Annotated in this window: 17 protein-coding genes and 2 pseudogenes; 6 read left to right on the top strand and 13 right to left on the bottom strand. The window is 51.6% G+C overall.

Translation table 11 applies throughout. The annotated features are described in order from the left end of the window. The first annotated feature begins 164 nt into the window (after positions 1 to 164). Positions 165 to 1,202, top strand: coding sequence for a zinc-dependent dehydrogenase (locus tag ABKW30_RS07170; protein WP_348597866.1), 1,038 nt, complete (start codon positions 165 to 167; stop codon positions 1,200 to 1,202). A gap of 11 nt (positions 1,203 to 1,213) precedes the next feature. After that, a complete protein-coding gene (locus ABKW30_RS07165; protein WP_348597864.1) occupies positions 1,214 to 2,917 on the top strand; it encodes a glycerol-3-phosphate dehydrogenase/oxidase in 1,704 nt (567 codons plus the stop codon). 24 nt (positions 2,918 to 2,941) lie between these two features. On the opposite strand, the pseudogene lpdA reads toward ABKW30_RS07165, so the two are convergent. The 6 genes and pseudogenes from lpdA to ABKW30_RS07135 all read right to left on the bottom strand — a co-directional run bounded on the left by lpdA (position 2,942) and on the right by ABKW30_RS07135 (position 9,091). Further along, positions 2,942 to 4,326 (bottom strand): annotated as a pseudogene (gene lpdA, locus ABKW30_RS07160) (dihydrolipoyl dehydrogenase). Continuing rightward, positions 4,316 to 4,386: pseudogene (locus ABKW30_RS07155) on the bottom strand (hypothetical protein); the annotation flags it as partial. The pseudogenes lpdA and ABKW30_RS07155, both read right to left, overlap by 11 nt. 68 nt (positions 4,387 to 4,454) lie before the next feature. After that, the gene (locus ABKW30_RS07150; protein ID WP_348597862.1) at positions 4,455 to 5,729 is read right to left on the bottom strand and encodes a dihydrolipoamide acetyltransferase family protein; all 1,275 of its coding nucleotides are present in this window, start codon (positions 5,727 to 5,729) and stop codon (positions 4,455 to 4,457) included. Positions 5,730 to 5,732: 3 nt separating this feature from the next. Beyond that, positions 5,733 to 6,731: an alpha-ketoacid dehydrogenase subunit beta gene (locus ABKW30_RS07145; protein WP_348597860.1), complete on the bottom strand. Its 999-nt coding sequence runs from the start codon at positions 6,729 to 6,731 to the stop codon at positions 5,733 to 5,735. Beyond that, positions 6,731 to 7,762, bottom strand: a complete 1,032-nt coding sequence (locus tag ABKW30_RS07140; protein ID WP_348597858.1) for a thiamine pyrophosphate-dependent dehydrogenase E1 component subunit alpha — start codon at positions 7,760 to 7,762, stop codon at positions 6,731 to 6,733. Before ABKW30_RS07140 ends, ABKW30_RS07145 begins: the two co-directional genes overlap by 1 nt. A gap of 3 nt (positions 7,763 to 7,765) precedes the next feature. Then, entirely contained in the window at positions 7,766 to 9,091 is a 1,326-nt protein-coding gene (locus ABKW30_RS07135; RefSeq protein WP_348597857.1) for an NAD(P)H-dependent oxidoreductase, read from the bottom strand. Between the two features lie 374 nt (positions 9,092 to 9,465). On the opposite strand from ABKW30_RS07135, the gene ABKW30_RS07130 reads away from it, so the two are divergent. Continuing rightward, positions 9,466 to 9,567, top strand: coding sequence for a peptidoglycan-binding protein (locus tag ABKW30_RS07130; RefSeq protein WP_348598974.1), 102 nt, complete (start codon positions 9,466 to 9,468; stop codon positions 9,565 to 9,567). Positions 9,568 to 9,684: 117 nt separating this feature from the next. Here ABKW30_RS07130 and hisD read toward each other — a convergent pair whose 3' ends face one another. From hisD to ABKW30_RS07105, 5 genes are read right to left on the bottom strand one after another with little or no spacing between them, the layout of a single operon-like run. Next, complete coding sequence (gene hisD / locus ABKW30_RS07125; RefSeq protein ID WP_348597856.1) at positions 9,685 to 11,004, bottom strand: histidinol dehydrogenase; 1,320 nt, start codon at positions 11,002 to 11,004, stop codon at positions 9,685 to 9,687. A gap of 46 nt (positions 11,005 to 11,050) precedes the next feature. Beyond that, positions 11,051 to 11,866, bottom strand: coding sequence for an ABC transporter ATP-binding protein (locus ABKW30_RS07120; RefSeq protein WP_348597854.1), 816 nt, complete (start codon positions 11,864 to 11,866; stop codon positions 11,051 to 11,053). After that, the gene (locus ABKW30_RS07115; protein ID WP_348597853.1) at positions 11,863 to 12,696 is read right to left on the bottom strand and encodes an ABC transporter permease; all 834 of its coding nucleotides are present in this window, start codon (positions 12,694 to 12,696) and stop codon (positions 11,863 to 11,865) included. The genes ABKW30_RS07120 and ABKW30_RS07115 overlap by 4 nt, the downstream gene beginning before the upstream one ends. A gap of 57 nt (positions 12,697 to 12,753) precedes the next feature. Next, positions 12,754 to 13,719, bottom strand: a complete 966-nt coding sequence (locus tag ABKW30_RS07110; RefSeq protein ID WP_348597852.1) for an ABC transporter substrate-binding protein — start codon at positions 13,717 to 13,719, stop codon at positions 12,754 to 12,756. Then, on the bottom strand, positions 13,716 to 15,812 hold the full coding sequence (locus ABKW30_RS07105; RefSeq protein ID WP_348597850.1) for a N,N-dimethylformamidase beta subunit family domain-containing protein: 2,097 nt from the start codon (positions 15,810 to 15,812) through the stop codon (positions 13,716 to 13,718). The genes ABKW30_RS07110 and ABKW30_RS07105 overlap by 4 nt, the downstream gene beginning before the upstream one ends. Positions 15,813 to 15,955: 143 nt before the next feature. Here ABKW30_RS07105 and ABKW30_RS07100 point away from each other — a divergent pair, with 143 nt between their 5' ends. Continuing rightward, positions 15,956 to 16,765 (top strand): helix-turn-helix transcriptional regulator, encoded by an 810-nt coding sequence (locus ABKW30_RS07100; RefSeq protein WP_348597849.1) that lies wholly within the window; start codon positions 15,956 to 15,958, stop codon positions 16,763 to 16,765. Between the two features lie 99 nt (positions 16,766 to 16,864). Here ABKW30_RS07100 and ABKW30_RS07095 read toward each other — a convergent pair whose 3' ends face one another. Together ABKW30_RS07095 and ABKW30_RS07090 are read right to left on the bottom strand one after the other, a co-directional pair. Further along, positions 16,865 to 18,325 carry an FAD-binding oxidoreductase gene (locus tag ABKW30_RS07095; protein ID WP_348598973.1) on the bottom strand — a complete coding sequence of 487 codons (1,461 nt, stop codon included), beginning with the start codon at positions 18,323 to 18,325 and terminating at the stop codon, positions 16,865 to 16,867. Positions 18,326 to 18,348: 23 nt separating this feature from the next. After that, positions 18,349 to 19,032: an RraA family protein gene (locus tag ABKW30_RS07090; RefSeq protein WP_348597848.1), complete on the bottom strand. Its 684-nt coding sequence runs from the start codon at positions 19,030 to 19,032 to the stop codon at positions 18,349 to 18,351. Positions 19,033 to 19,355: 323 nt separating this feature from the next. On the opposite strand from ABKW30_RS07090, the gene ABKW30_RS07085 reads away from it, so the two are divergent. Together ABKW30_RS07085 and ABKW30_RS07080 are read left to right on the top strand one after the other, a co-directional pair. Beyond that, a complete protein-coding gene (locus ABKW30_RS07085) occupies positions 19,356 to 20,195 on the top strand; it encodes a transporter substrate-binding domain-containing protein (protein ID WP_348597847.1) in 840 nt (279 codons plus the stop codon). A 13-nt stretch (positions 20,196 to 20,208) separates the two neighbouring features. After that, positions 20,209 to 20,865, top strand: coding sequence for an amino acid ABC transporter permease (locus ABKW30_RS07080; RefSeq protein WP_348597846.1), 657 nt, complete (start codon positions 20,209 to 20,211; stop codon positions 20,863 to 20,865). Positions 20,866 to 20,868: the final 3 nt, after the last annotated feature.

Below are 20,868 nucleotides of genomic sequence, written 5' to 3'. Positions count from 1 at the left end.
ATATTATGTTATGGCTTGATATTTTATGAAACTACCCGGCCTTCCAAGCTGTCTGACGGAGCTCAAACGGCGCATCAAAGACTCCTCAATGCAATTTATACACCCAATATCTTGCATATTTGTATTTCTTGTGTGACTTATGTTCATATTTAAGGGAGGTAACTATGCGTGCTGGATTGTTGAATGCCCCAAATGAGCTGTCATTTGAGACTGTTGCCGATCCTTTTTTGAATGAAGGCGACATGCTTATCAAAGTGAAGGCGGCCACAATCTGCGGGACGGATATCAGGATTTTTCGCGGCCGCAAAACTGCGGGTGTGAGATACCCCTCAATACTGGGGCATGAGTTTGCGGGCGAGATTGTTGAGACAGGCGGGCACTCAGATTTCAAGTGTGGGGAAGCTGTAGCGGTCTGCCCTGCTATCCCGTGCGGATACTGCGATCATTGCAAACGTGGGCTGGAGAACATCTGTCAAAACCTGACCGCAATTGGTTATGAGATCGACGGCGCGTTCGCAGAGTACATCCGCATTCCCACCCACGCTGTTCGTTCGCGCAACGTATTTAAACTACCAGCAGGTTTGAGCTGGGAGAAAGCTGCGCTGGTGGAGCCATTGGCTTGCGTTCTGAATGGCCAGGAGAAGATCGAAGTCACCGTGGGCGATATCGTTGTTGTATTGGGGGCCGGTCCTATTGGACTGCTTCACGTCAAGCTTGCGAGATTGTCCGGAGCATACCGAATAATCGTAAGCGAGCCGAACGCTCAGCGGCGTCAAGCGTCGCTCGATGCCGGAGCGGACATTGCTATCGATCCCGGCACCGAAGATTTAAACGCCATTGTACGAGAGCAAACCAATGGTCTCGGCGCAGACAAGGTTATCGTCGCCATAGGCGTTCCGAAACTTGCCAATGATGCACTTTCTCTGGCACGGCACCGCGGAAAAGTCAGCTTGTTCGCAGGCTTTTCAAAATCTGAAATGGCAACGATGGATGTCAACTTGATCCACTACAACGAAATTATAGTGACAGGTTCGTTCGGATTAAACCGCCTCCAGTTTGAGAAATCTCTGAACATGATTGCTGCGGGTCATGTCGAGGTTGATTCCATGTTGACCCATCGTTTTGATCTGAAGGATATCAACGAAGCACTCGCAACGGCTGAAAGGGGAGATGCCGTGAAGGTGGCAATAGTAAGTGCATGAGGATCATCGATATGGTTGGTAAACTCCAACGTGACTCTGCTCCGTTACCAAGTCTTCAAAAAATCGCAACCCACTACCCCGTAATTATAATTGGTGCTGGAATAAATGGGTGCGGGCTTTTCCGTGACCTGTGCGCTCAGGGCATCGATTGTTTGATGTTGGATCGCAGCGACTTTTGTTCGGGTGCGAGTGCAGCCCCATCGCGATTGATCCACGGAGGCATAAAGTACCTCGAAACAGGAGAATTCAGGCTTGTGCGTCAGTCGGCTCGCGAGCGCAATCTTCTTCTCAAGAATGCGCCGCACTACGTAAAACCGTTGGAGACAGTACTTCCCGTCTATTCCTGGTTTGGCGGTATCATACCATCTATAAAGCGCTTCCTTGGTTTCAATACATCCATGAACGACCGGGGTGCCGCGATCACAGAAATCGGCCTTTTTTTGTATGATGTTTTTGGCCGCCATTTCAGAACGATGCCCAATCACAAGATGCACCTGAGGAAAGCAGCGTTAAAGTTGATGCCGGAACTGAACCCGGATATTGTCGCGACAGGCATATATTATGAAGGTCGCGTCACCCATGCGGAGCGGCTTGGTCTCGAACTTGTTCTTGATGCACTGTCTGATAACCCATTGTCAGTTGCGCTGAACTACACATCCGTTTCACGCAGTGTCGGGGACGGTATTGAACTCTTCGATGAAATAACGGGCGATACAGTGCAAGTGTCTGCCGATCTTGTAATCAATGCAGGCGGGGCATGGATTGATACCGTAAATGCAAAGCTCGGCATTGAGACAAGACACATGGGAGGCAACAAAGGATCACATTTGATTGTGAGGAACGATCGGCTTTTACAAGCTCTCGGAGGGCGAATGGTCTATTTCGGATCCGCAGATGGCCGCGTCAATCTTCTCTATCCTTTCATGGGAAATGTCCTCGTAGGCTCGACCGACATCCCGATAGATCATCCTGATGAAGCTTTTTGCAGTGATGAAGAACGTGATTACCTCTCGAAAATAACGCAGGAGGTATTTCCGGCGATCAAAATACAGCCGGAAGACATTGTGATGACGTATTGCGGTGTCCGCCCCCTCCCTAGAAGCGAAGGTATCGACCGTGGACTTGTAAGTCGCGATCATTCGATTGCGAAAGATACTCTGCCAGGCAGTCGAGTTCCCGTTTTCTCTCTGATTGGGGGCAAATGGACGACGTTTCGGGGGTTCTCAGAGGAAGTAGCAAATCTCGTCCTTGGTGAACTGGATCGCCGGCGTAGCGTCTCAACAGAATATCTTCCGATTGGGGGTGGAAGAGATTTCCCTATTAATGACGCGGCAATGGTGGAATTGCTGGACAAGCTGAAATTCTCAGGCAACATCACGGACCAGGACGCTGGAAAGCTGGTCGAACGATACGGAACAAGAGCATTGAATCTGCTCGAAAACATCGGCGCTGAACGCGACACGCCACTTCAGGCATTACCAGAGTTTGGAATGAAGGAGCTACAGTGGATTTGCCAGAACGAATTGGTCGGGCGCCTGAGTGATCTTTTGTTCCGGCGGACGGACATCGCCCTGTCAGGACAAATGTCGATGGCGTTGATGAAAGAGGTTGCTCAGATCATGGCGGATTGTCTTGACTGGTCAGAGGAGCGCACTGTCCAGGAAATCGAAAACACCATCCAAACTTGCAGGGCCAACGGTATGATTCTTGCCTGACGTTTTATGCAAGCCGCCTCGATTCTATGCATTGAGCACTCGATCAAATGCATCAAGAACACTTTCCTTCATGGATTCTGAAATTGTTGGATGCGCGAAAACGGTATGGATCAAATCTTCTTCGGTCGTTTCGAGAATCATGGCCAAAACGAAGCCTTGGATGAGTTCGGTGACTTCAGCCCCGACCAGATGTGCCCCGAGCAGTTCACCTGTTTTCATGTCAAAAATGGTTTTTACCAATCCTTGATCTTCGCCTGAAGCTATTGCCTTACCGTTGGCGAGAAACGGGAACCGTCCGACCCTGACATTATATCCATCAGCCTTTGCCTTTTTTTCAGTCAAACCCACAGATGCAATCTGCGGGCTGCAATAAGTACACCCAGGTATTCTCGACTTGTTAATCGGGTGAACATTCGGGAGACCCGCAATCTTTTCAACACATATCATTGCCTCGTGCTCTGCTTTGTGTGCCAGCATCGGGGGGCCCGCAACGTCGCCAATGGCATAGAGCCCCCGAATATTGGTTTTGCCAAAGCCATCGACAACAATGCAGCCTCGATCGACTTTGACGCCGAGTGCTTCCAGTCCGATGTCTTCGATATTCCCCTGAACGCCCACAGCAGAAATCATGCGATCCGCAGTAATCAGTTCGATTTGGCCGTCCTTTCGGGCAACATGGGTTGTGACTGAATTTGCCATTTTATCAACTTTTGTGATTTTGGCGTCGAGCACAAACTTCATGCCCTGTTTTTCGAACTGTTTGCGGGCAAAGTTGGAAATTTCTTCGTCTTCCACGGGCATGATCCCGGACATCATCTCGACAACAGTACATCGACACCCATGGTCCGATAGAACGATGCAAATTCAATCCCAATCGCGCCGGATCCCATTACAATCAGTGACTTCGGTATCGCTGTCGGCTTCATGGCGTCAAAGTACGTCCAGACAAGTTTTCCGTCCGGCTCGAGCCCAGGCAGAACACGAGGGCGTGCACCCGTTGCCAAGATAATATACTTGGCAGTGTAAGTTCCTTCCCCCAGCACATTTTTAGGTATCGGGGCTTGTGGCTCCACGATCGCCTTTCTGGTGTTGGAAACCGTAACCGTGAGAGGATTTGTAAGCTTGGCTTCACCCCAGATGATGTCTATCTTGTTTTTCTTTATGAGGTGGCCAACACCACCGTTCATCCGTTCTGCAATATAGCGTGAACGAGCAACGATCGCGCCAATATCTGGTGTCATGTCTCCCGAAAGCACCAAGCCGTAGTTCTGTGCGTGCTTTGATAGATCAAGGACTTCAGCTGACCGCAACAGAGCCTTCGTGGGAATGCAGCCCCAATTGGCGCAGATACCTGCGAGGTGTTCGCGCTCAACTATTGCCACGCTCGAACCTAATTGTGCGGCACGTATTGCTGCGATGTAACCGCCAGGTCCCGACCCCACTACAATGATATCATAGCAGTTCGTCATGAAGAATCCTTCCATGAATTCGATTGTGTCGCCAATAACAGCCGCAGCTGTAGTGGCGGCGAGGCAACTTAAACCAGCAGCGACATTGGTTTTTGGATGTAGTCCTTGAAAGCCCCGATCAACTGAGCACCTAGCGCTCCGTCAACAGCGCGATGATCAGAAGAGAGTGTAACCGTCATGAGCGTCGCCGCGACAATTGCATCTCGTTCGACAACTGCCCGGCGTTCCCCACTGCCTACCGCGAGAATGGTCGCGTGTGGCGGATTGACAATCGCTGCAAATTCGCGGACGCCAAACATGCCCAGATTGGAAATTGCTGCTGTTCCTCCCTGATATTCACTGGGTTTCAATTTTCCTTCTCGTGCACGAATGCCAAGATCGATCATCTCTCTGGAAATTGTCGAGAGTGTCTTGAGCTCTGCATTTCGGACGATAGGCGTGATCAGACCACCAGTTACCGATACTGCTACGCCAATATCCGCACGGTTATGTCTGATTAGATTATCATTGGTCCATGAGACGTTTGCTTCCGGAACTGCTTTCAAGGCAAGAGCATAAGCCTTGATGACCATGTCGTTGACGGACAGCCTGTATACTGGTTTCCCCTCCCTCTCAGGGGCCGATGCATTAAGTTCCGCACGAAGCTTGAGCATGGCGTCAATATGACAATCCAGGGTCAAATAAAAATGAGGGACAGTGCTCTTTGCTTCAACCAATCGCCGAGCGATTGTTCGTCGCATATTGGTATGGGCGATGCGCTCATAAGTACCCTGCTCGAAAAGCTGCAACACAGGCTCGCTATTGGATGCATCGGGCAGAGCCTTGGCTTGGAGTTCGGTCTCTGCTTCTGAAGGCGGCATATCAGTGGAATAGTTCTCGACGTCGGCCCTTATAACCCTTCCCTTGGGACCGGAACCGAAAATCAGACCGATGTCGATTCCGCAGTCGCGAGCCAGTCTGCGCGCAAGTGGCGTGGCGCGCGTATCGCTTCTTTCTGACGTAGTTCGCTCAGTTGAACGTTCATTTGAGGTACTCGGAGTCTCAAGCATTGAAGTGCAAGGATTAGCCGATGCGCCAGCTTGCGGTGCTGCCACATAAGGCTCACCCTCTTCATAAATCCAGGCGACAGGAGAGCCGACTGCAATATCAATCCCTTCTGCTGCCATTATATCACGTAACACTCCGCTAGCTGGAGCATCGATTTCCATTGCAGCTTTATCGGTTTCAATCTCGAACAGTACGTCCCCTTTTTTTACTGTTGCACCATTTTCGAAAAACCATTTGGAAATTTGACCGGTGGTCATGTCCATGTCGACTTTAGGAAGTATGACTTCAGTTGCCATGGTTCACCGAACTCCTCTTGCGAGGTCCCGGGTTGCAGTAATGATGCCTGGAACTTGCGGAACCGCCGCCTTTTCCAATTCCGGATTATACGGTATTGGAGTTTCCGCGCCGCCAAGCCTGACAATAGGTGCATCCAAATAGTCAAACGCGTCACTCTCGGCGATCATCGCACTTATCTCAGCTCCAATGCCCAGAGACTTTACGCCTTCATAGACACACACTAGACGGGATGTCTTTTTGACGCTGGCAATAATGGTTTCTGTGTCCATCGGACGTATTGTCCGCAAATCGATGACTTCGGCATCAATACCTTCGCCCGCGAGGATATCGGCTGCCTCCAGGCACTTATGCACCATGATCGATGTTGCGACTAAAGTGACATCACGGCCTTGCCTGCGCACGGCAGCTTTGCCGATAGGAACTGTGTAATATCCTTCGGGTACCGGTCCTTTTGATTTGTAGAGGAGCTTGTGCTCAAAGATCATAACGGGATCCGGATCCTCGATGGCGGCAAGAAGCATGCCCTTTGCATCATGAGGAGTTGTAGGCTGAATGACCTTGAGACCGGGGACATGACCAAGCCAGGCTTCAAGGCTTTGGCTGTGCTGAGCCGCTGCGCCTGTGCCTGAACCTGCAGGAAACCGCATTACCAGAGGAACGGATACCGCACCGCCGAGCATATAGCGAATTTTTGCAGCCTGATTGACGATTTGTTCCATGGCAAGCGCAGCGAAATCGGAAAATTGAAACTCGTATATGGGGCGCATCCCCGTGAGGGCGGCACCAACCGCAACCCCTGCACCTCCCAATTCCGAAATTGGGGTATCCATTACCCTGTCCGGTCCGAATTTCTCGATAAGATCGCCTGTGACCTGAAATGCACCACCGTAAACTCCTATGTCCTCGCCCATGAGGAACACGCGTTCATCGGCTTCCATCGCAATTTCCATTGCCTCTTTTATTGCTTGTGAGTAGCTTAATTCCCTGACGGCCGCGTCCACTATGCAAACTCCGTATAAACATTATCTGCAAGATCAGCGATCGCTGGCGCTGGGCTCTGCCTGGCAAACTCGATTCCCGCCGCGATTTCATTTCGGACACTTTCCCGAATGGCTTCAAGTTCTGAGGCATTGGCAACCGCTAATTCCAGCAGTTGCTTTTCGAAGAGATCGATAGGATCTCGATTTGTCATCCAATCATCAATCTCATCTTTCGTGCGATATCTGTTGCGATCACTTTTGGAGTGGCCGCGATGGCGATATGTCTTGCACTCGATCAAAGTAGGGCCTTCACCTGCGCGTGCTCGATCAACCGCTGTCTGGGAAGCTTCAGTGACGTCAGAGAGATTGTTTCCATCTACAATTACTCCGGGCATTGAGTATCCTTGTGCACGGTCAGCAATGTTGGCAACGGCAGTGGAACGTTCCGTGGAGGTAGACATCCCGTACTTGTTGTTTTCGCAAACGAATATCACGGGCAGCTTCCAGACAGACGCCATATTCAGTGCTTCGTGAAATGCACCTTCGTTATTCGCTCCATCTCCAAAGAAGCACGCGACTACTTTTCCAGTCTTCAATCTTTTTGCGGTCAGTGCAGCGCCTACAGCAATTGGAATTCCACCGCCAACTATACCGTTGGCCCCCAGATTTCCGGTAGTGACATCTGCGATATGCATCGATCCGCCACGACCCGCACAATAACCCGTCGTCTTGCCGAAAAATTCAGCAAACATTCGCTTTACGTCTGCACCCTTCGCAATACAGTGCCCATGTCCACGATGCGTTGAGGTGATTTGGTCGTCATTGTTAAGAGGTAGGCATATACCCATTGCACTCGCTTCTTGGCCGATTGACAGGTGCATGGTTCCGTGGATAAGGCCGCGGGTATAGCTTTCTTCTGCGCCTTCCTCAAATTGCCGGATAAGGTGCATTTTCCGCAAAGCATCAAGAAGCTGTTCGCGGTTAAATTGCTTGTACAAGAATGGTAGATTATCAGTTTTAACGACGGAGGATGCACCGGATGTTTTTGTCACGGCCTACACCTCCGTTCCAAAGACAAGTTTATCCTGCCGTGCACGCAACGCGGCGATCTTTGACCCGGGAGCCACCGCAGCGTTGCTGTAGGTGATGAGGTCACCCTTTTTTATAGCGATTGTGGCTGTGCCGCCTTGCAACAGCCCGCACGGGATTGCCTTGGCAATTCGCGCCTCTCCTACTGTCATGATCCACGCGCGATAGCAGTACTCACCAATTGCGTCGAGCTTTTCGCCAGGCCGCATATCCTTCTTTGCAACGGCGGAGACTTCTGCCACAGGTCTTGCCAAGGGCACCATGTCAGCTTTCCCGTAAAGCACAACGCGCGCACAGGTAAGGGGCACTTCCAGCGATGTAAGATGATATGGACGATGAAACGTGAAATATGGGCCTTTACCCATTTTGAGGTCTTCCATACGCTCGGAAATACGCGGATGAGACATGTCCGCCACAACAAACACACCTGGAGCAACACCCTTGCCAATGGAGTAATCCACCACTCCGATGCGGGACAGAACTCCTCCATCCCGCTCCGGCACAAGAACTTTGGAAAGTTGATCGAGTGTCGCTGCAGGGCCGTGCATGCCGGGCTTGTCTGGAACCAGCCCGGTAGCGTTCGCAATAGCCGCCATCTCGACCATTGTCTTCGAACCATCGACGAACTCCACGAGCATGCGAACATTCATATGGCGGCGTATGGCTTCCTCGGCATAGTCATCGGGAACCGCATCAATGTTGAGAGGGTTATTCTTTCCTTTGCCCGCAGCAACAATTGGGTGACCCATTGCACTTACGAACTCGATTAGTTCCATGCACGACGAAGGCTCGTCCCCGGCACCCAGGGAGTATGTGACGCCGAGACGTTCAGCTTCACTTTTCAGGTAAGCACCAATCGTAACGTCAGCCTCCACGTTCATCATGACGAGATGCTTGCCATTCTCCATGGCAGTTAGCCCGATTTCTGCTCCCACGGCTGGAACCCCGGTTGCATCAATAACGACATCGATCAAATCATTTTTGAGCACAAGGCTCGCGTCACCGGTAACGGCAACTTTCCCAGATTCCATCGCCGCAGTCAGAGCAGTAGCATTCGACACTTCCCTGCTGTGACCCGCCTCCTGGTATGCAATATCGACTGCTTTTTGTGCTGCTTCGACATTCAGATCGCAAATTGCCCCGATTTCGATCCCAGGCATGTGGGCGACGCGCGTGACTATATCGGTTCCCATTTCCCCAGACCCGATAAGACCAATCCGAATTGGACGTCCTGAATCACCGCGCGCAACTAGGTCGCGCGCCAAGCCTGTTGGCGCGACATTGATGGTCATCAAAATTCCTCCCAATTGAAAATTGTCTTGCGCTAATCTATTTGCACATTTGTTTTATTGTCAACATATTTGTTCGTATCCGCAGGCATTGATGCGTCAATACCTTCAGCTCGATAATAATAGCAAAACGGGATATGATTGAAAATATCTGGGATCGAATAGCTTTTTCAGCTCTGTGTCAGCTGAACAGGAGAATGAAATTTGCATATTGCTTCGCACATCATGATCAAGGATTTACAAAAGTTCAAACTCCAAATCATGATCCGAGCGAAGCACGGATTCAGTCGAAACACCGAGAATTCTGGCGACGCCACGTGACGTTGTCCCCAAATCTGGTCCAATTCTGAGTTCCCTCCAGCGGTTTTGGTTTCGGCATACGTGAGAGTCTGAGGAAAATGCAGGAAGATTACGGTTTAAAGGTTACCGCCACTATCACACCGCAAACGTTAGATGCCCTAAAGGTTGTGGCTCGATAATTGCAGCGATCTGAACGCCAATCGAGGCGTCGGAGCCAAATGCCGTTTTACGCTGTGATCGGCCAGAAAGCGCGTTCCCCCAAAACGTCGTTGCGCGCTGACCTCGAAGGTTTAATGCTAGAGAAGCAGGTTTCGAAGTTCAGATACCGAATTTGCGTGGGCGTCAAAGCCTTCATAAGTTGCAAATCTGTGAGTATGCGGAGCCATTTCAGCATATCCCTTAGCTGTCATATGGCCGATGGATGCACTCTTCATGAAATCATGCACACCTAAAGGAGAATGAACGTGCGCCGCCCCGGATGTCGGCAGCACGCAATTGGGCCCCATCATGTAGTTTGCGATTGATCCTGGTGCATATTCCCCCAGCAGGATTTCAGATGCATTCCGGATTTCGGAAAGATGTTCGAACGGATGCTTCGATAAAATTTGGAGGTGCTCCGGCGCATAGTCATTGATGAAATTGTAGGCGTCCTCTCGCGATGAGGTAAGAACGATGCCACCGCTTGATCCTCCCAGCACGGCGGACGAGAACTCAACCCGTTTTTTGCTCATCTTTACCCAGTATCCAGGCACGGCTTCGCGCACTTTTTCAGCAAAATCGCGTGACCATGTCACCAGAAACGCCGAGCTGTCCGAGCCGTGTTCTGACTCGATTAAAAGGTCCAACGCCGCCATCTGTGGATCTGTCGTCTCGTCAGCCAATATAATAATTTCACTAGGGCCTGCCGGCAGTCGTGATGCGATGTGTCCTTCTAGAACACGCTTTGCAGCGAGAAACCATGGGCTCCCGGGCCCTTCGATCTTGTGGCATTTGGGGATGGTTGCCGTACCGAATGCGGCAGCAGCGACCGCTTGCGCTCCGCCTGCCCTGAATACTCGTTCAACGCCCGCCAATCTCGCCGCCACGAGCGTTGCCGCATCCACTTTACCATCGGGTCCCGGAGGCGTCAGAATGACAGGAAGCTTCACTCCGGCAACGACAGCGGGTATCGCGGTCATTAAGGTTACGGAGGGAAACGAGCCTTTCCCCCGGGGGGAATACAGCGCAGCACTATCGATTGGGGTATATCGCTCGCCGACAAGCACCCCTGGCCGGATTTCCTTCATCCACATATCGCCAGGCAACTGGGCCTGATGGAAGCGGCGTATGTTATCAGCCGAGTATTCGAGCGTCTTTATCATGTCCCGATCAAGAGCATCGAAAGCCTCGTTAAATTCGCACTCTTCCACAGCCAACTTGTCGGGATCAAGCACTACACCATCGAAATCCTGAGCGAATTTTGCCAACGCAACGTCGCCGTCGCGTTTCACGGCTTCTATGATGGGTGGCACCTTCTCGATAAAGTACGTGAGATCATCTTCCGTGCGCAGCAGAAGGGTGTTGCGCTCATCGGTAGTGAGCGTGGCAAGATTATGAAGCGATATCGCATGTGTCATTTGGATGTTTTTTCTTATCTGTCGCATTGCTTGGCGCCCATTCCCGTCAAGAATGTTCCATAGCCATGAGTTTCAAGGTTTCTTCGCGAATATCTGCAAGGATTTCCCGCTTGTAGACAGCGAATTTCGGGTCTGTCAGGACTTCGAAGGATCGCGGTCTTTCGAGCTCTATGGGCATGACTTTCTTGATCCGCCCGGGGCGGCTGGCAAGAACCACAACCCTGTCGGCGAGAAAAATGGCTTCATCGACATCATGGGTGACGAAGAGAACCGTGACCTTGTGATCGTCCCAGATCTGCAGCAGCAGCTCCTGCATCATCCCGCGGGTTTGCGCATCCAGTGCACCAAAAGGCTCGTCCATCAAAAGGATCGACGGCTTGTAAACGAGCGCACGGGCAATCGCCACGCGCTGGCGCATGCCGCCCGACAGTTGCTTGGGAAATGCCTTTTCGAAACCCGACAGTCCCACGGCATGCACGAAATGCGCAACCAATTCTGTCTTTTCGGCTTTGGAAAAAGCGCTTTTCTCCAGTGCGAAGCGGATGTTTCCTTCGACGGTCATCCATTCGAACAGGCTGTAGGTCTGGAAAACAAAGCCTCTGTCCCTGCCTGGCCCGTTGACAGGACGTCCATCTATCAGAATATCGCCGAAGGTCGGTTCATCAAGACCGCCCACCATGTTCAGCAAGGTGGATTTGCCGCAACCGGACGTACCGACAATCGAGACAAACTCATTCTTGCCTATATCCAGATCGATCTTCTCGATCGCGACGAGATCGCGCCCGGAAACATTGAAGTTCTTACCGACACCAACGATGGATATCTTCGCATCGCGGGCGACATGCGCGGAGAGACTGCTCATCGGGTCTGACTGCTCCATTTAAACAGAGACCTGCCACCCCGTTTGAAGAGATAGTCGGTCAGGAGGCCAAGCAGGCCAATGAAAAGCGTTCCGAAAAGGATCGTATCGGTCGATAGATAGCGCTGGGCATCCATGATGCGGCGACCAAGACCGGCATTGGCGGCGACCAGTTCCGCCACGACAAGATACGTCCATGTCCAGCCGATGGTTATGCGGAACGTGTCCCATATGCCTGGAAGCGCAGCTGGCAAGATAATACGGCGCAGGATCTCGTTATTGGTGAAACCGAGGGTCTGCCCCGCACGGATGAGATTGAGATCAATATTCTTCACGTTATCCATGATCATCAGGGCTTGCTGGAAGAACGTACCGAGAAACAGAATGAGGATTTTCTGCCCGTCGCCGATGCCCGCCCACAGGATCGACAGCGGGATCAAGGCGACAACGGGCATGTATCTCACTGTGGAAATCAATGGCTCGAGCAAGCCTTCGATGAGTTTATAGTTCCCCATCAATATTCCGATCGGGACAGCCACGACGGTTGCCGCCAGCCAGCCGATGAGGATGCGATAAATGCTGACCGAAGCATCGGCAAAGAGGATGCCTTCAGTGAGTTGCCGCCACCCTTCCTCGAGAACGCTCCATGGACTGGGCAGGAAGAGCGGACGCACCAGTTCCAGCGCCGTAACGGCCCACCACAAAAGAAACAGGACGACCGGAATAGCAATGCCGGCAGCAGAAAAGACACCGTCGGGTATATCCTGCCGCAACCTGAGCAGTCCCTTTCTTTTCCTGGCTCTCTTGCCTCTGTCCCTTGCCTGGTCCGTCATAGCATTATCCCTGCCTGGAGAATTCGGCCGGCCACCCTTGGATGGCCGGCCCGCTGTTTATTGGTTTGCCGCAACGGCATTCAGGTCCTCAAGCGACAAAAGGTCCGCTGGGACCGGAACAGTCTTGATGTTGTCGGGATTGGTGGCATGCAGGATCTCGCCGACAGTCTGCAGCGATGCCTGGAACTCTCCCTTGAGCGCTTCCACATTCTCTTTCACATTATACAGACGAACGCCTTTGAAAGCCGGTTCGAACTCGGCCGTCGGGCTACCCACGGCTTTGGCAATGATTGCCTTGCCTTCTTCGGGATTAGAGCGGATGAAGTTGATCGCGTCATCCCACGCCAAGATCAAGCCCTGCACGTCCTTGGGGTTGGCGTTGATCCACTCGGATGACGCCGTCAGCATATCGCCGATCAGGCCGGGCTTTTCTGCCGCCGTGTAAATCACCTTGTTGCCGTCGCCCTGAGCCAGAGCCGTAGAAATATAAGGTTCATAGGAGACTGCAGCATCGACCCTGTCGGCGATCAGCGCGAGACCGGCTTCCGAAGCCCCCATGGGCACGTGCTCAAGATCAGCGATGGTCATGCCGTTTTCTTTCAACGCATAGTTGATCAGAAGATCGCTGGTTGCGCCGGCTTCAAAAGCCACCTTCTTGCCTTTGAGGTCCTTAATGGAGGAAATATCCTTGCCGGCGATGATGGCGTCTGCTTCAAACGACAGATCCATGATCAAGAACCCTTTTTGATCCACCTTCTGGTTGTAGTTGGTGATCATGCCGTTGGTGGCACTTGCGATGACATTCAGATTGCCGCTGGCGAGTGCGGCTGTCATATCCTGATCCCAGTTGAATGTCGTCAACACCACGTCGACATCATGTTTCTTGAAGAAGCCCTTTTCTTCGGCGACCCACAATGGTCCATATCCGAGCCAAGGCTGCAGCCCGAGCTTTACGGTTTCCGCGTTCGCTGCACTCAATGAAGCGGTCATCAAGGCCAATGCCACTGCCAGTTTCTTGATCATGTTAATTCTCCTCTTTCGATTGGATTTGATTTATCGTTTTGTTTTTCTTCCCCAGATTCGGATGACAGATGACGCAAAACATTCAGCGTTATCCGCCCGACATCATTCATTTCATTCCCACATGGCAATGCACCAAGCCAGGCAACAGAACTTGCGGAAAAAATTATCCCTCCGGCAGACAAGTATCTGACGGTCATCTCACCGCAGCGCCGCCTATCCCTTTGGCTATCTCCACCTTCATACCAACGTGATGAATCGTGATAGAAGCTGTCAGGAAAGTCACTTGCCCGGGCAACCACAATCGTATCCGGGGACGTCCCCAATCTGATATCGGTAGCATCGACCTCATATCCCGCTGCACCACCGAGTACGATGCCGTCCTCGCCAAATATGTCCGATGCCACGCCGTCAAACAGCCACTCGTGCCTGAGATCGTAACTATCTGCCGTTCTGGTAAAAGGACGTGCTCCGTCAAAACCCATCAGGGATATAGCCCCGCCAACCAGAGTAAACTCTCCCTTGCCGCGCGAACGCAAATGACCTCCGGGCTCATTGGTTATCGCAAGATTTTGCTCGGCAATCGGACCATCCCAGGTTCGGCCAGCTTCGAGAGGCGAGCGACGCAGCTCCATCAAATCGTCTTTGAATGCGACAGTGCCTGCAAAACCATTGCCGCCCATGTAGGCGATACTGCCGCCATTCGCCGCAAATTGCCTGTAGGCATTTTCAATTTCGACCGAGAGATATTCGGGATGGCTTCCGGTTACCACGACGCCATATGCATGCAGGCCATCCGCGCCCCTACGATGCAGATCATGGTCAGTTATCAGATCGAATTCAATGTCATGCTTATGGCAGAATTGCAGAAAGTGAAGATCAACCGGCAGGTTATGGGGACAGTCGCCAAGCGGATAGCGATAGTCTGCCCGAAGTGTTGCTTTCGGTTTCCGGTAAGAGCAGATCGACACCCCACTCAAATCGCTATGGTAATCGTAGAGTGACTTGAAATTATTGTCGACTGCCAGTCGGTGACCCCGATCATCGCACTTCCACTCGTAGAGGTGCTCGGGCAGGATTTCGTCCGCATAGGCCAGATAGGTTGCAGTTGGAACGACGAAAACAACCTTCTTGCGGGCAACCTTCGAAGCAACAAAGAAGACGATCTGCTCGGTTTTGCCATAGCCATGGACCTCAAAGGCATAAACACCACACGGTGCCGTTTCCGGCAGCGTGACGCGGTATGATGCCGGCCAATTGAGCGAAGCCAAGTCGTCATCATGACAATGCACGGCATCATAGTGAGTTGGTACAAGGCGGGGGTCCAGCGCCGAGCCGTCCCATCTTGACGATGTTACACAGGATGTCGGCAGATTGACCAGCTCCAGCAGCAGGGCTGTCGAGCCGCCTTGGGAAGATATCGGCCTATCAGGCAGGAGCGTCGGGAATTGCCACGCGTGAAGGGACGACGCTGTTTCCAGTGCAATGGAAGAGAATCGCGCATTCAAGGTAGGATTTTCAAAGCCTCTGTCAGTGCCCAAAAGAAGGTCGCCGGAGACATCTTCCCAGCTGAAGCCTGCAATCGTTTCTTTGATATGCAATGGCGACAATGGGTCTGTATTTTGTATTCCAATTGTTGTCAGACCACCGCAATCACTTAAGCAAATGCTGATCCAGCATCTTTGAGGAATATCGGCATCAATAACATGTCGCTGGTCGCCTTTGACAAGAACAAATTTTCCATCTGCCAATTGCAGTAAAGTTCTTCCAGTATCAACGACAGTGCGCAGCTCATGGTTCCGCGTCAGGAACAGTTCAAAGCGCACGGCCGTAATGGTGTTCAGCTTTTTCAACTCATGGCTTCTGATCGCAAGGTACGAACCTTGATCGAAATCACGATGGACAGGAGGATTCCCCAAGGATTCAACGTGCCATTCCATCGGTCGTGCGGATGCATCGTCCAGGCGGCGAATACTGACAGACTCAGGCGAAGACAGGCAGGAGAGATGCAAATCCACGGTTGCACCGGCAAGCGCACTCCACGGTGTGGTATAGCCAATGAACTGCATCGCATTGTGGTTGACGCGCTTCTTCATTTTACCTCTGCCCTAGCGGTGTTTCCGCTATTGTATGGCGGTGATCCCAATCTGTTGATTTCGGATCGAATACCCCTTAATTGTTGTGTATATACTCACAAAATGTTTACATAGGGGTATATACCCCCAAAGGGGTATTCAGAATGGTCCTGGACGAGTTTGAAAGCTTGGCCAAAACAATAGAGGCCGTGGGCAAGACCGACTTTTACGAAAAGATGGAAGCCTATTTGCGCGCCTGCATGGATTTCGACAATATCGTTGTTATTATCTTTGATGGCACCCAGGTCCCGTCCGTACGATTCAAGCGTATCTACGGCCCTAACGTCTTCAAGTACATCGAAAGCGATTATCTCACGGGCGCATATGTTCTTGATCCTATTTACCACTTCCATCTGGAACGCGGACAATCAGGAATCTATCGATTGCTCGATGTTGCTCCCGATCAGTTCAAACGAAGCCGCTACTATGAATGGTATTATGGGCGGATCGGCATCACCGACGAAATCTCGGTCGTCCTGACGATCGGCAAGAATATGACCGCGACCATTTCCATGGGCAAAGATGGTTCATCGGGAGATATGTTCTCGAGTAGAGCCGACGCAAACCTCCGCAGGCATCAGTCAATAGTCATGTCGCTCCTAAGGGCACACCTTGCACCGTCAGGCGAGCTTCCTGTGCACAACCGGGTAGAATTGTCACTCACCGAAAGTCTGATAAGCGCCATGCGGACGCGGTTCAACGTCAGCCTGAGCAACAGGCAGGCGGAGGTCGCACTTTTGATACTGCGCGGGCACTCATCGCCGTCAATCGGGCTTAATCTGGATATCAGCCCCCAAACCGTAAAGGTTTTTCGCAAGCAACTTTATCGCAAGTGCAATCTATCCTCACAAGCCGAACTTTTCGCACTTATGATGCCGATCTTCGAGCAGTTGACCACATCCGACAATATCTGACTGATCATCGCACAAACCATCTCAGTATGCTGAGTTCATGACTGCGTATGAAGCAATTGAACCGGGTCCCGGTTTGATGCAACCGCAGTACGAGTGCGTTCAAACCGGGTTCGCAGCGTCTCGTTCAGACATCGAAATTTGACTGTTGGGATTGAACATGTGACGCGGGTCAATGGCGTTTTTCAGAGCGTGGAGCAGAGACCGCTGAGGATCTTGCAGCCGCAGTTCAAAATCGTCGCGCTTCAGGCGTCCGATGCCATGTTCTGCACTGATACTCCCCTGAAACATATCCACGACTTCATTTATAATTTTCTTGGCGCAATCGATCTGTTTCGTGCGATCAGCTTCGCTGGCATCCGTCGGCGGGAGGACGTTGAGATGAACATTACCGTCTCCGACGTGTCCATAAGATATCGCCACACATTCGGGAAGTTTTGCCCTGACTGCTTCCTCGGCAACAGCCACGAAGTCAGATAATCGCGATAACGGCACGGAAATGTCGGTACGCATGTGTCTGCCGCGCAGAGCCTGTCCTTCCACCATTCCCTCGCGAATTTTCCACAGGTTGCTCGCCTGCGTGGACGATGAAGCAATGACTCCGTCAATGACGTGCCCCTCCTCCATCACATTTGTCAGGAAGCGCTGCATAAGGTCGCCAATATTCACGAGTCCAGAGGCTGAAATTTCCATAAGGACGTAGGCCGGATGATCCATTGCAATAGGCATATCGAGATCCGGCATCGCCTCCTTGGCTAAGCTCAGCGCCATTGGCGGCATAAACTCAAAAGCAGACATCAGATCGCAGCAGTCACGTCGGGCCCGGCGATAAAGTGCCACCGCAGATTCCAGGGATCCGACACCTAGCAACGCCGTTTCAATCTGATCCGGTGCGGGCATCAGTTTTATGGAAACGCCGGTTACAATCCCAAGCGTTCCCTCCGCACCAATGAACAATTGTTTGAGATCAATGCCCCGATTGTCCTTTCTTAGCGAAGACAAGCCTTCAAGGATATTGCCGTCAGGCAAAACCACTTCAAGGCCAAGTACAAGATCGCGCGTCATACCGTAACGTAGAACATTGAGACCACCGGCATTCGTACTGACATTACCTCCGATCTGGCAACTTCCTTGCGCCCCGAGTGCCAGAGGAAAAATCATGCCCTGCTCTGCCACAGCATCCTTGACTGTAGTCAATACGCATCCGGCATCAACCACGGCAGAGAAGTCATTTATGTCTATGCTGCGTATCCGGTTCATTCTCCCTAAAGAAATGATAACTTGATTGGACGGATGATCCGGAATGCCGCCTAGAACAAGCCCTGTATTGCCCCCTTGAGGAATGATCGATAAACCAAGGTTGCGGCACGTCATAACAACCTTGGACACTTCCGCTGTACTGCGCGGCCGCAATACAGCAACAGCATCGCTGGTTACGTCTCCCATCCAGTCACGGCAAAAGCCTGCCTTTTCCGCATGATCGGTAATGACCATGTCTGCTCCCAGAAGATTCCTTAAAGAACTCCCCAGACCGTTGTTATTCCTGTTCGATAACTCAGTCATCATTCCCCACAAGTCTTCTACAACTACAGGACGTTGTACTTCTGATAAGCTTCCGTCAGGCTGGACCCGTTGCGAACAGCATCCCGGAACCGGTCTTCCCTATCCGCTTTTTCCAATGCCAGGCGCAGTATATCAGGGGCAATTTCTTGAGGGACGATTGCTACGCCATCCAGGTCAGCAACGATCACATCAGCGGGCCGGATCGTCACACCGTCAATCTCGACCATAACGTCATAGGCAACCACTTTCTGCCGGTTGAAGCTGTCATAGGGCGAAAGAAACCTAGAGTAGACCGGAAAACCCATCCCCTGCATCTGAGCGATATCTCGAACGGCTCCGTCAGTTACCACCCCTGCAGCACCGCGGCGCATGGCAGCAGTCGTCAACAGTTCTCCCCAGATGCCCGAGCGACCGGAGTTGGCGGTCGCGCAAACCACCACCTCGTGTGGAAGCAAACTATCTACCGCCTTCAATTCCAATTCATAGGTAGACTGGTCTTCGTGTGCGAAGTCCATCCACAAGAGCGTTTTGGCGGAGCCGATGACAGTCCGTTGACTTGCGCGGGGCTCGATGCCCATGTCCAAAGCTTGTTGCCGCCGCCCCAGTCCATCCATGATGTCCAGCACCAATGCCGTCCCAATTCTATTCGCGGAGTCGACCCAGCCCTTGATGTCAGTTTCCTGTATAGTTGTCGTTTTAATGTTCATCGGAAATTCCTTTTCTCCCGCATTGTTCAGGTACGAATGGGTTCGCTTGCCTTCGAGAGATAGCAATGGAAACTGTTCCGCGGTCCAGCGTGTCCGGTTTCGCCTGATGGAAAAATGCTTTTTTTGATCTATGCACCCTGTCGGTTCAAAGGATTTTTCCGCTCCGAGGCGCTGAGGAAGTGAAAAAAATGAAACGCGTTTTCCATCAGACGAAACAGCTCGAGCTTGTAGGCGTCGAAAAAAACAAGAAACTAGAAACGGCACAGCTCGAGACGGCACTTTGAAGAAGCCGCTCCAGCAGGGAACAATAAAAGGGGAACTTTATGTCTAACGCGCGGAACGTAGCAATCTTCGGATTTTCACTTGCAGCAGCTCTTATTTTCAATGCTTCTGCCAACGCAGATAAATTGGACGATGTCCTTGCCAGAGGCAAGCTCGTTGTTGGAACGGGCACGACCAATCCGCCCTGGCATTTCAGGAATGAAGCAGGAGACCTGGTTGGCTTCGACATTGACGTGGCCAAGATGATTGCGAAGGGTCTTTTTGACGACGATACAAAGATCGAATTTATAAGCCAGGCATCTGACGCTCGTATTCCGAATATCCTGACGGATAAGGTCGATGTAACCTGTCAGTTCGTGACCGTAACAGCCGCACGTGCGCAACAGGTCGCTTTTACAATCCCTTATTATCGAGAAGGCGTAAGCCTGATGCTGAAGTCCGGGGGCAAGTACAACAATTATGACGCGCTTAAGGCCGCCGGCAGTGCTGCAACAATCTCGGTATTGCAGAACGTTTTTGCCGAACAAATGGTTCATGATGCTCTGCCTGAAGCAACCGTTGACCAGTTTGACAGCGTCGATCTCATGTATCAGTCACTGAACTCAGGCCGGGCTGATGCTGCGGCGACGGACAACTCTTCCTTAAAATATTACATGTCGCAAAACCCCGATCAATTTGTCGATTCAGGCTATAGCTGGAACCCGCAAAGCTACGCATGCATCGTCAAGCGCGGAAACCCTGACTGGCTGAATTTTGTTAATGTTGCGTTGCGAGAATCCATGACAGGGACGACTTTCCCGGTTTATAGAGAAGCCTACAAAAAATGGTTCGGTGAATATCCAACAGAGCCAAAAATCGGCTTTCCGGGCGAACTGCGCTAGGGCCAGCGCTGATATGGGATATTCCTTACACTTTGATGCCGTCTGGTCCAACTTCGACAGTCTGATGTCGGGGTTGGTCATCGGGCTTGTTATGGCGCTCATCTCGTTAATCGCCGGAACTGTCATAGGGCTGCTTGGTGCTTTTATCAGCCGCGGATCAGTGGCAGGAAGGTGGTTGGTGGGCATTTATGTTATGCTCATTCGCAACTTGCCGCTGCTGGTCATTGTGCTTCTACTGTATTTTGCATTGCCTCAGCTGGGGATACGTCTGGACAAATATAAAAGCTTTATCTGTGCTCTTTCGCTCTACTCGGGCGCATATCTCATTGAAGTGTTCCGAGGCGGATTATCCTCGGTCCCGGTGGGTCAGGTCGAAGCGGCCAGGGCAATCGGTCTGACGCGTATTCAGACAAACCTTTATGTGGTCATGCCGATCATGTTTCGTAATGTTCTTCCGTCGCTGAGCAACACTTTCATCGGTATCTTCAAAGACAGTTCGATCGCTGCCGCTATCGCCATACCGGAACTCACCTTTGAAGCGCGCAGAATTAATACAAATACATTCAGGGTGGTTGAAACCTGGCTCATCGTCAGTTCCCTGTATGTTGTCACCTGTTCGGTAATGTCGTTCATCCTGCAACGGATTGAACGCCGGTTCCCGAAGTTTTGAGGA

The organism is Phyllobacterium sp. SB3, from assembly GCF_040009165.1.
Classification (GTDB): domain Bacteria; phylum Pseudomonadota; class Alphaproteobacteria; order Rhizobiales; family Rhizobiaceae; genus Phyllobacterium.
Note: the sequence above shows the minus strand (reverse complement) of the source record. Positions and strands in the feature narration are given on the sequence as shown.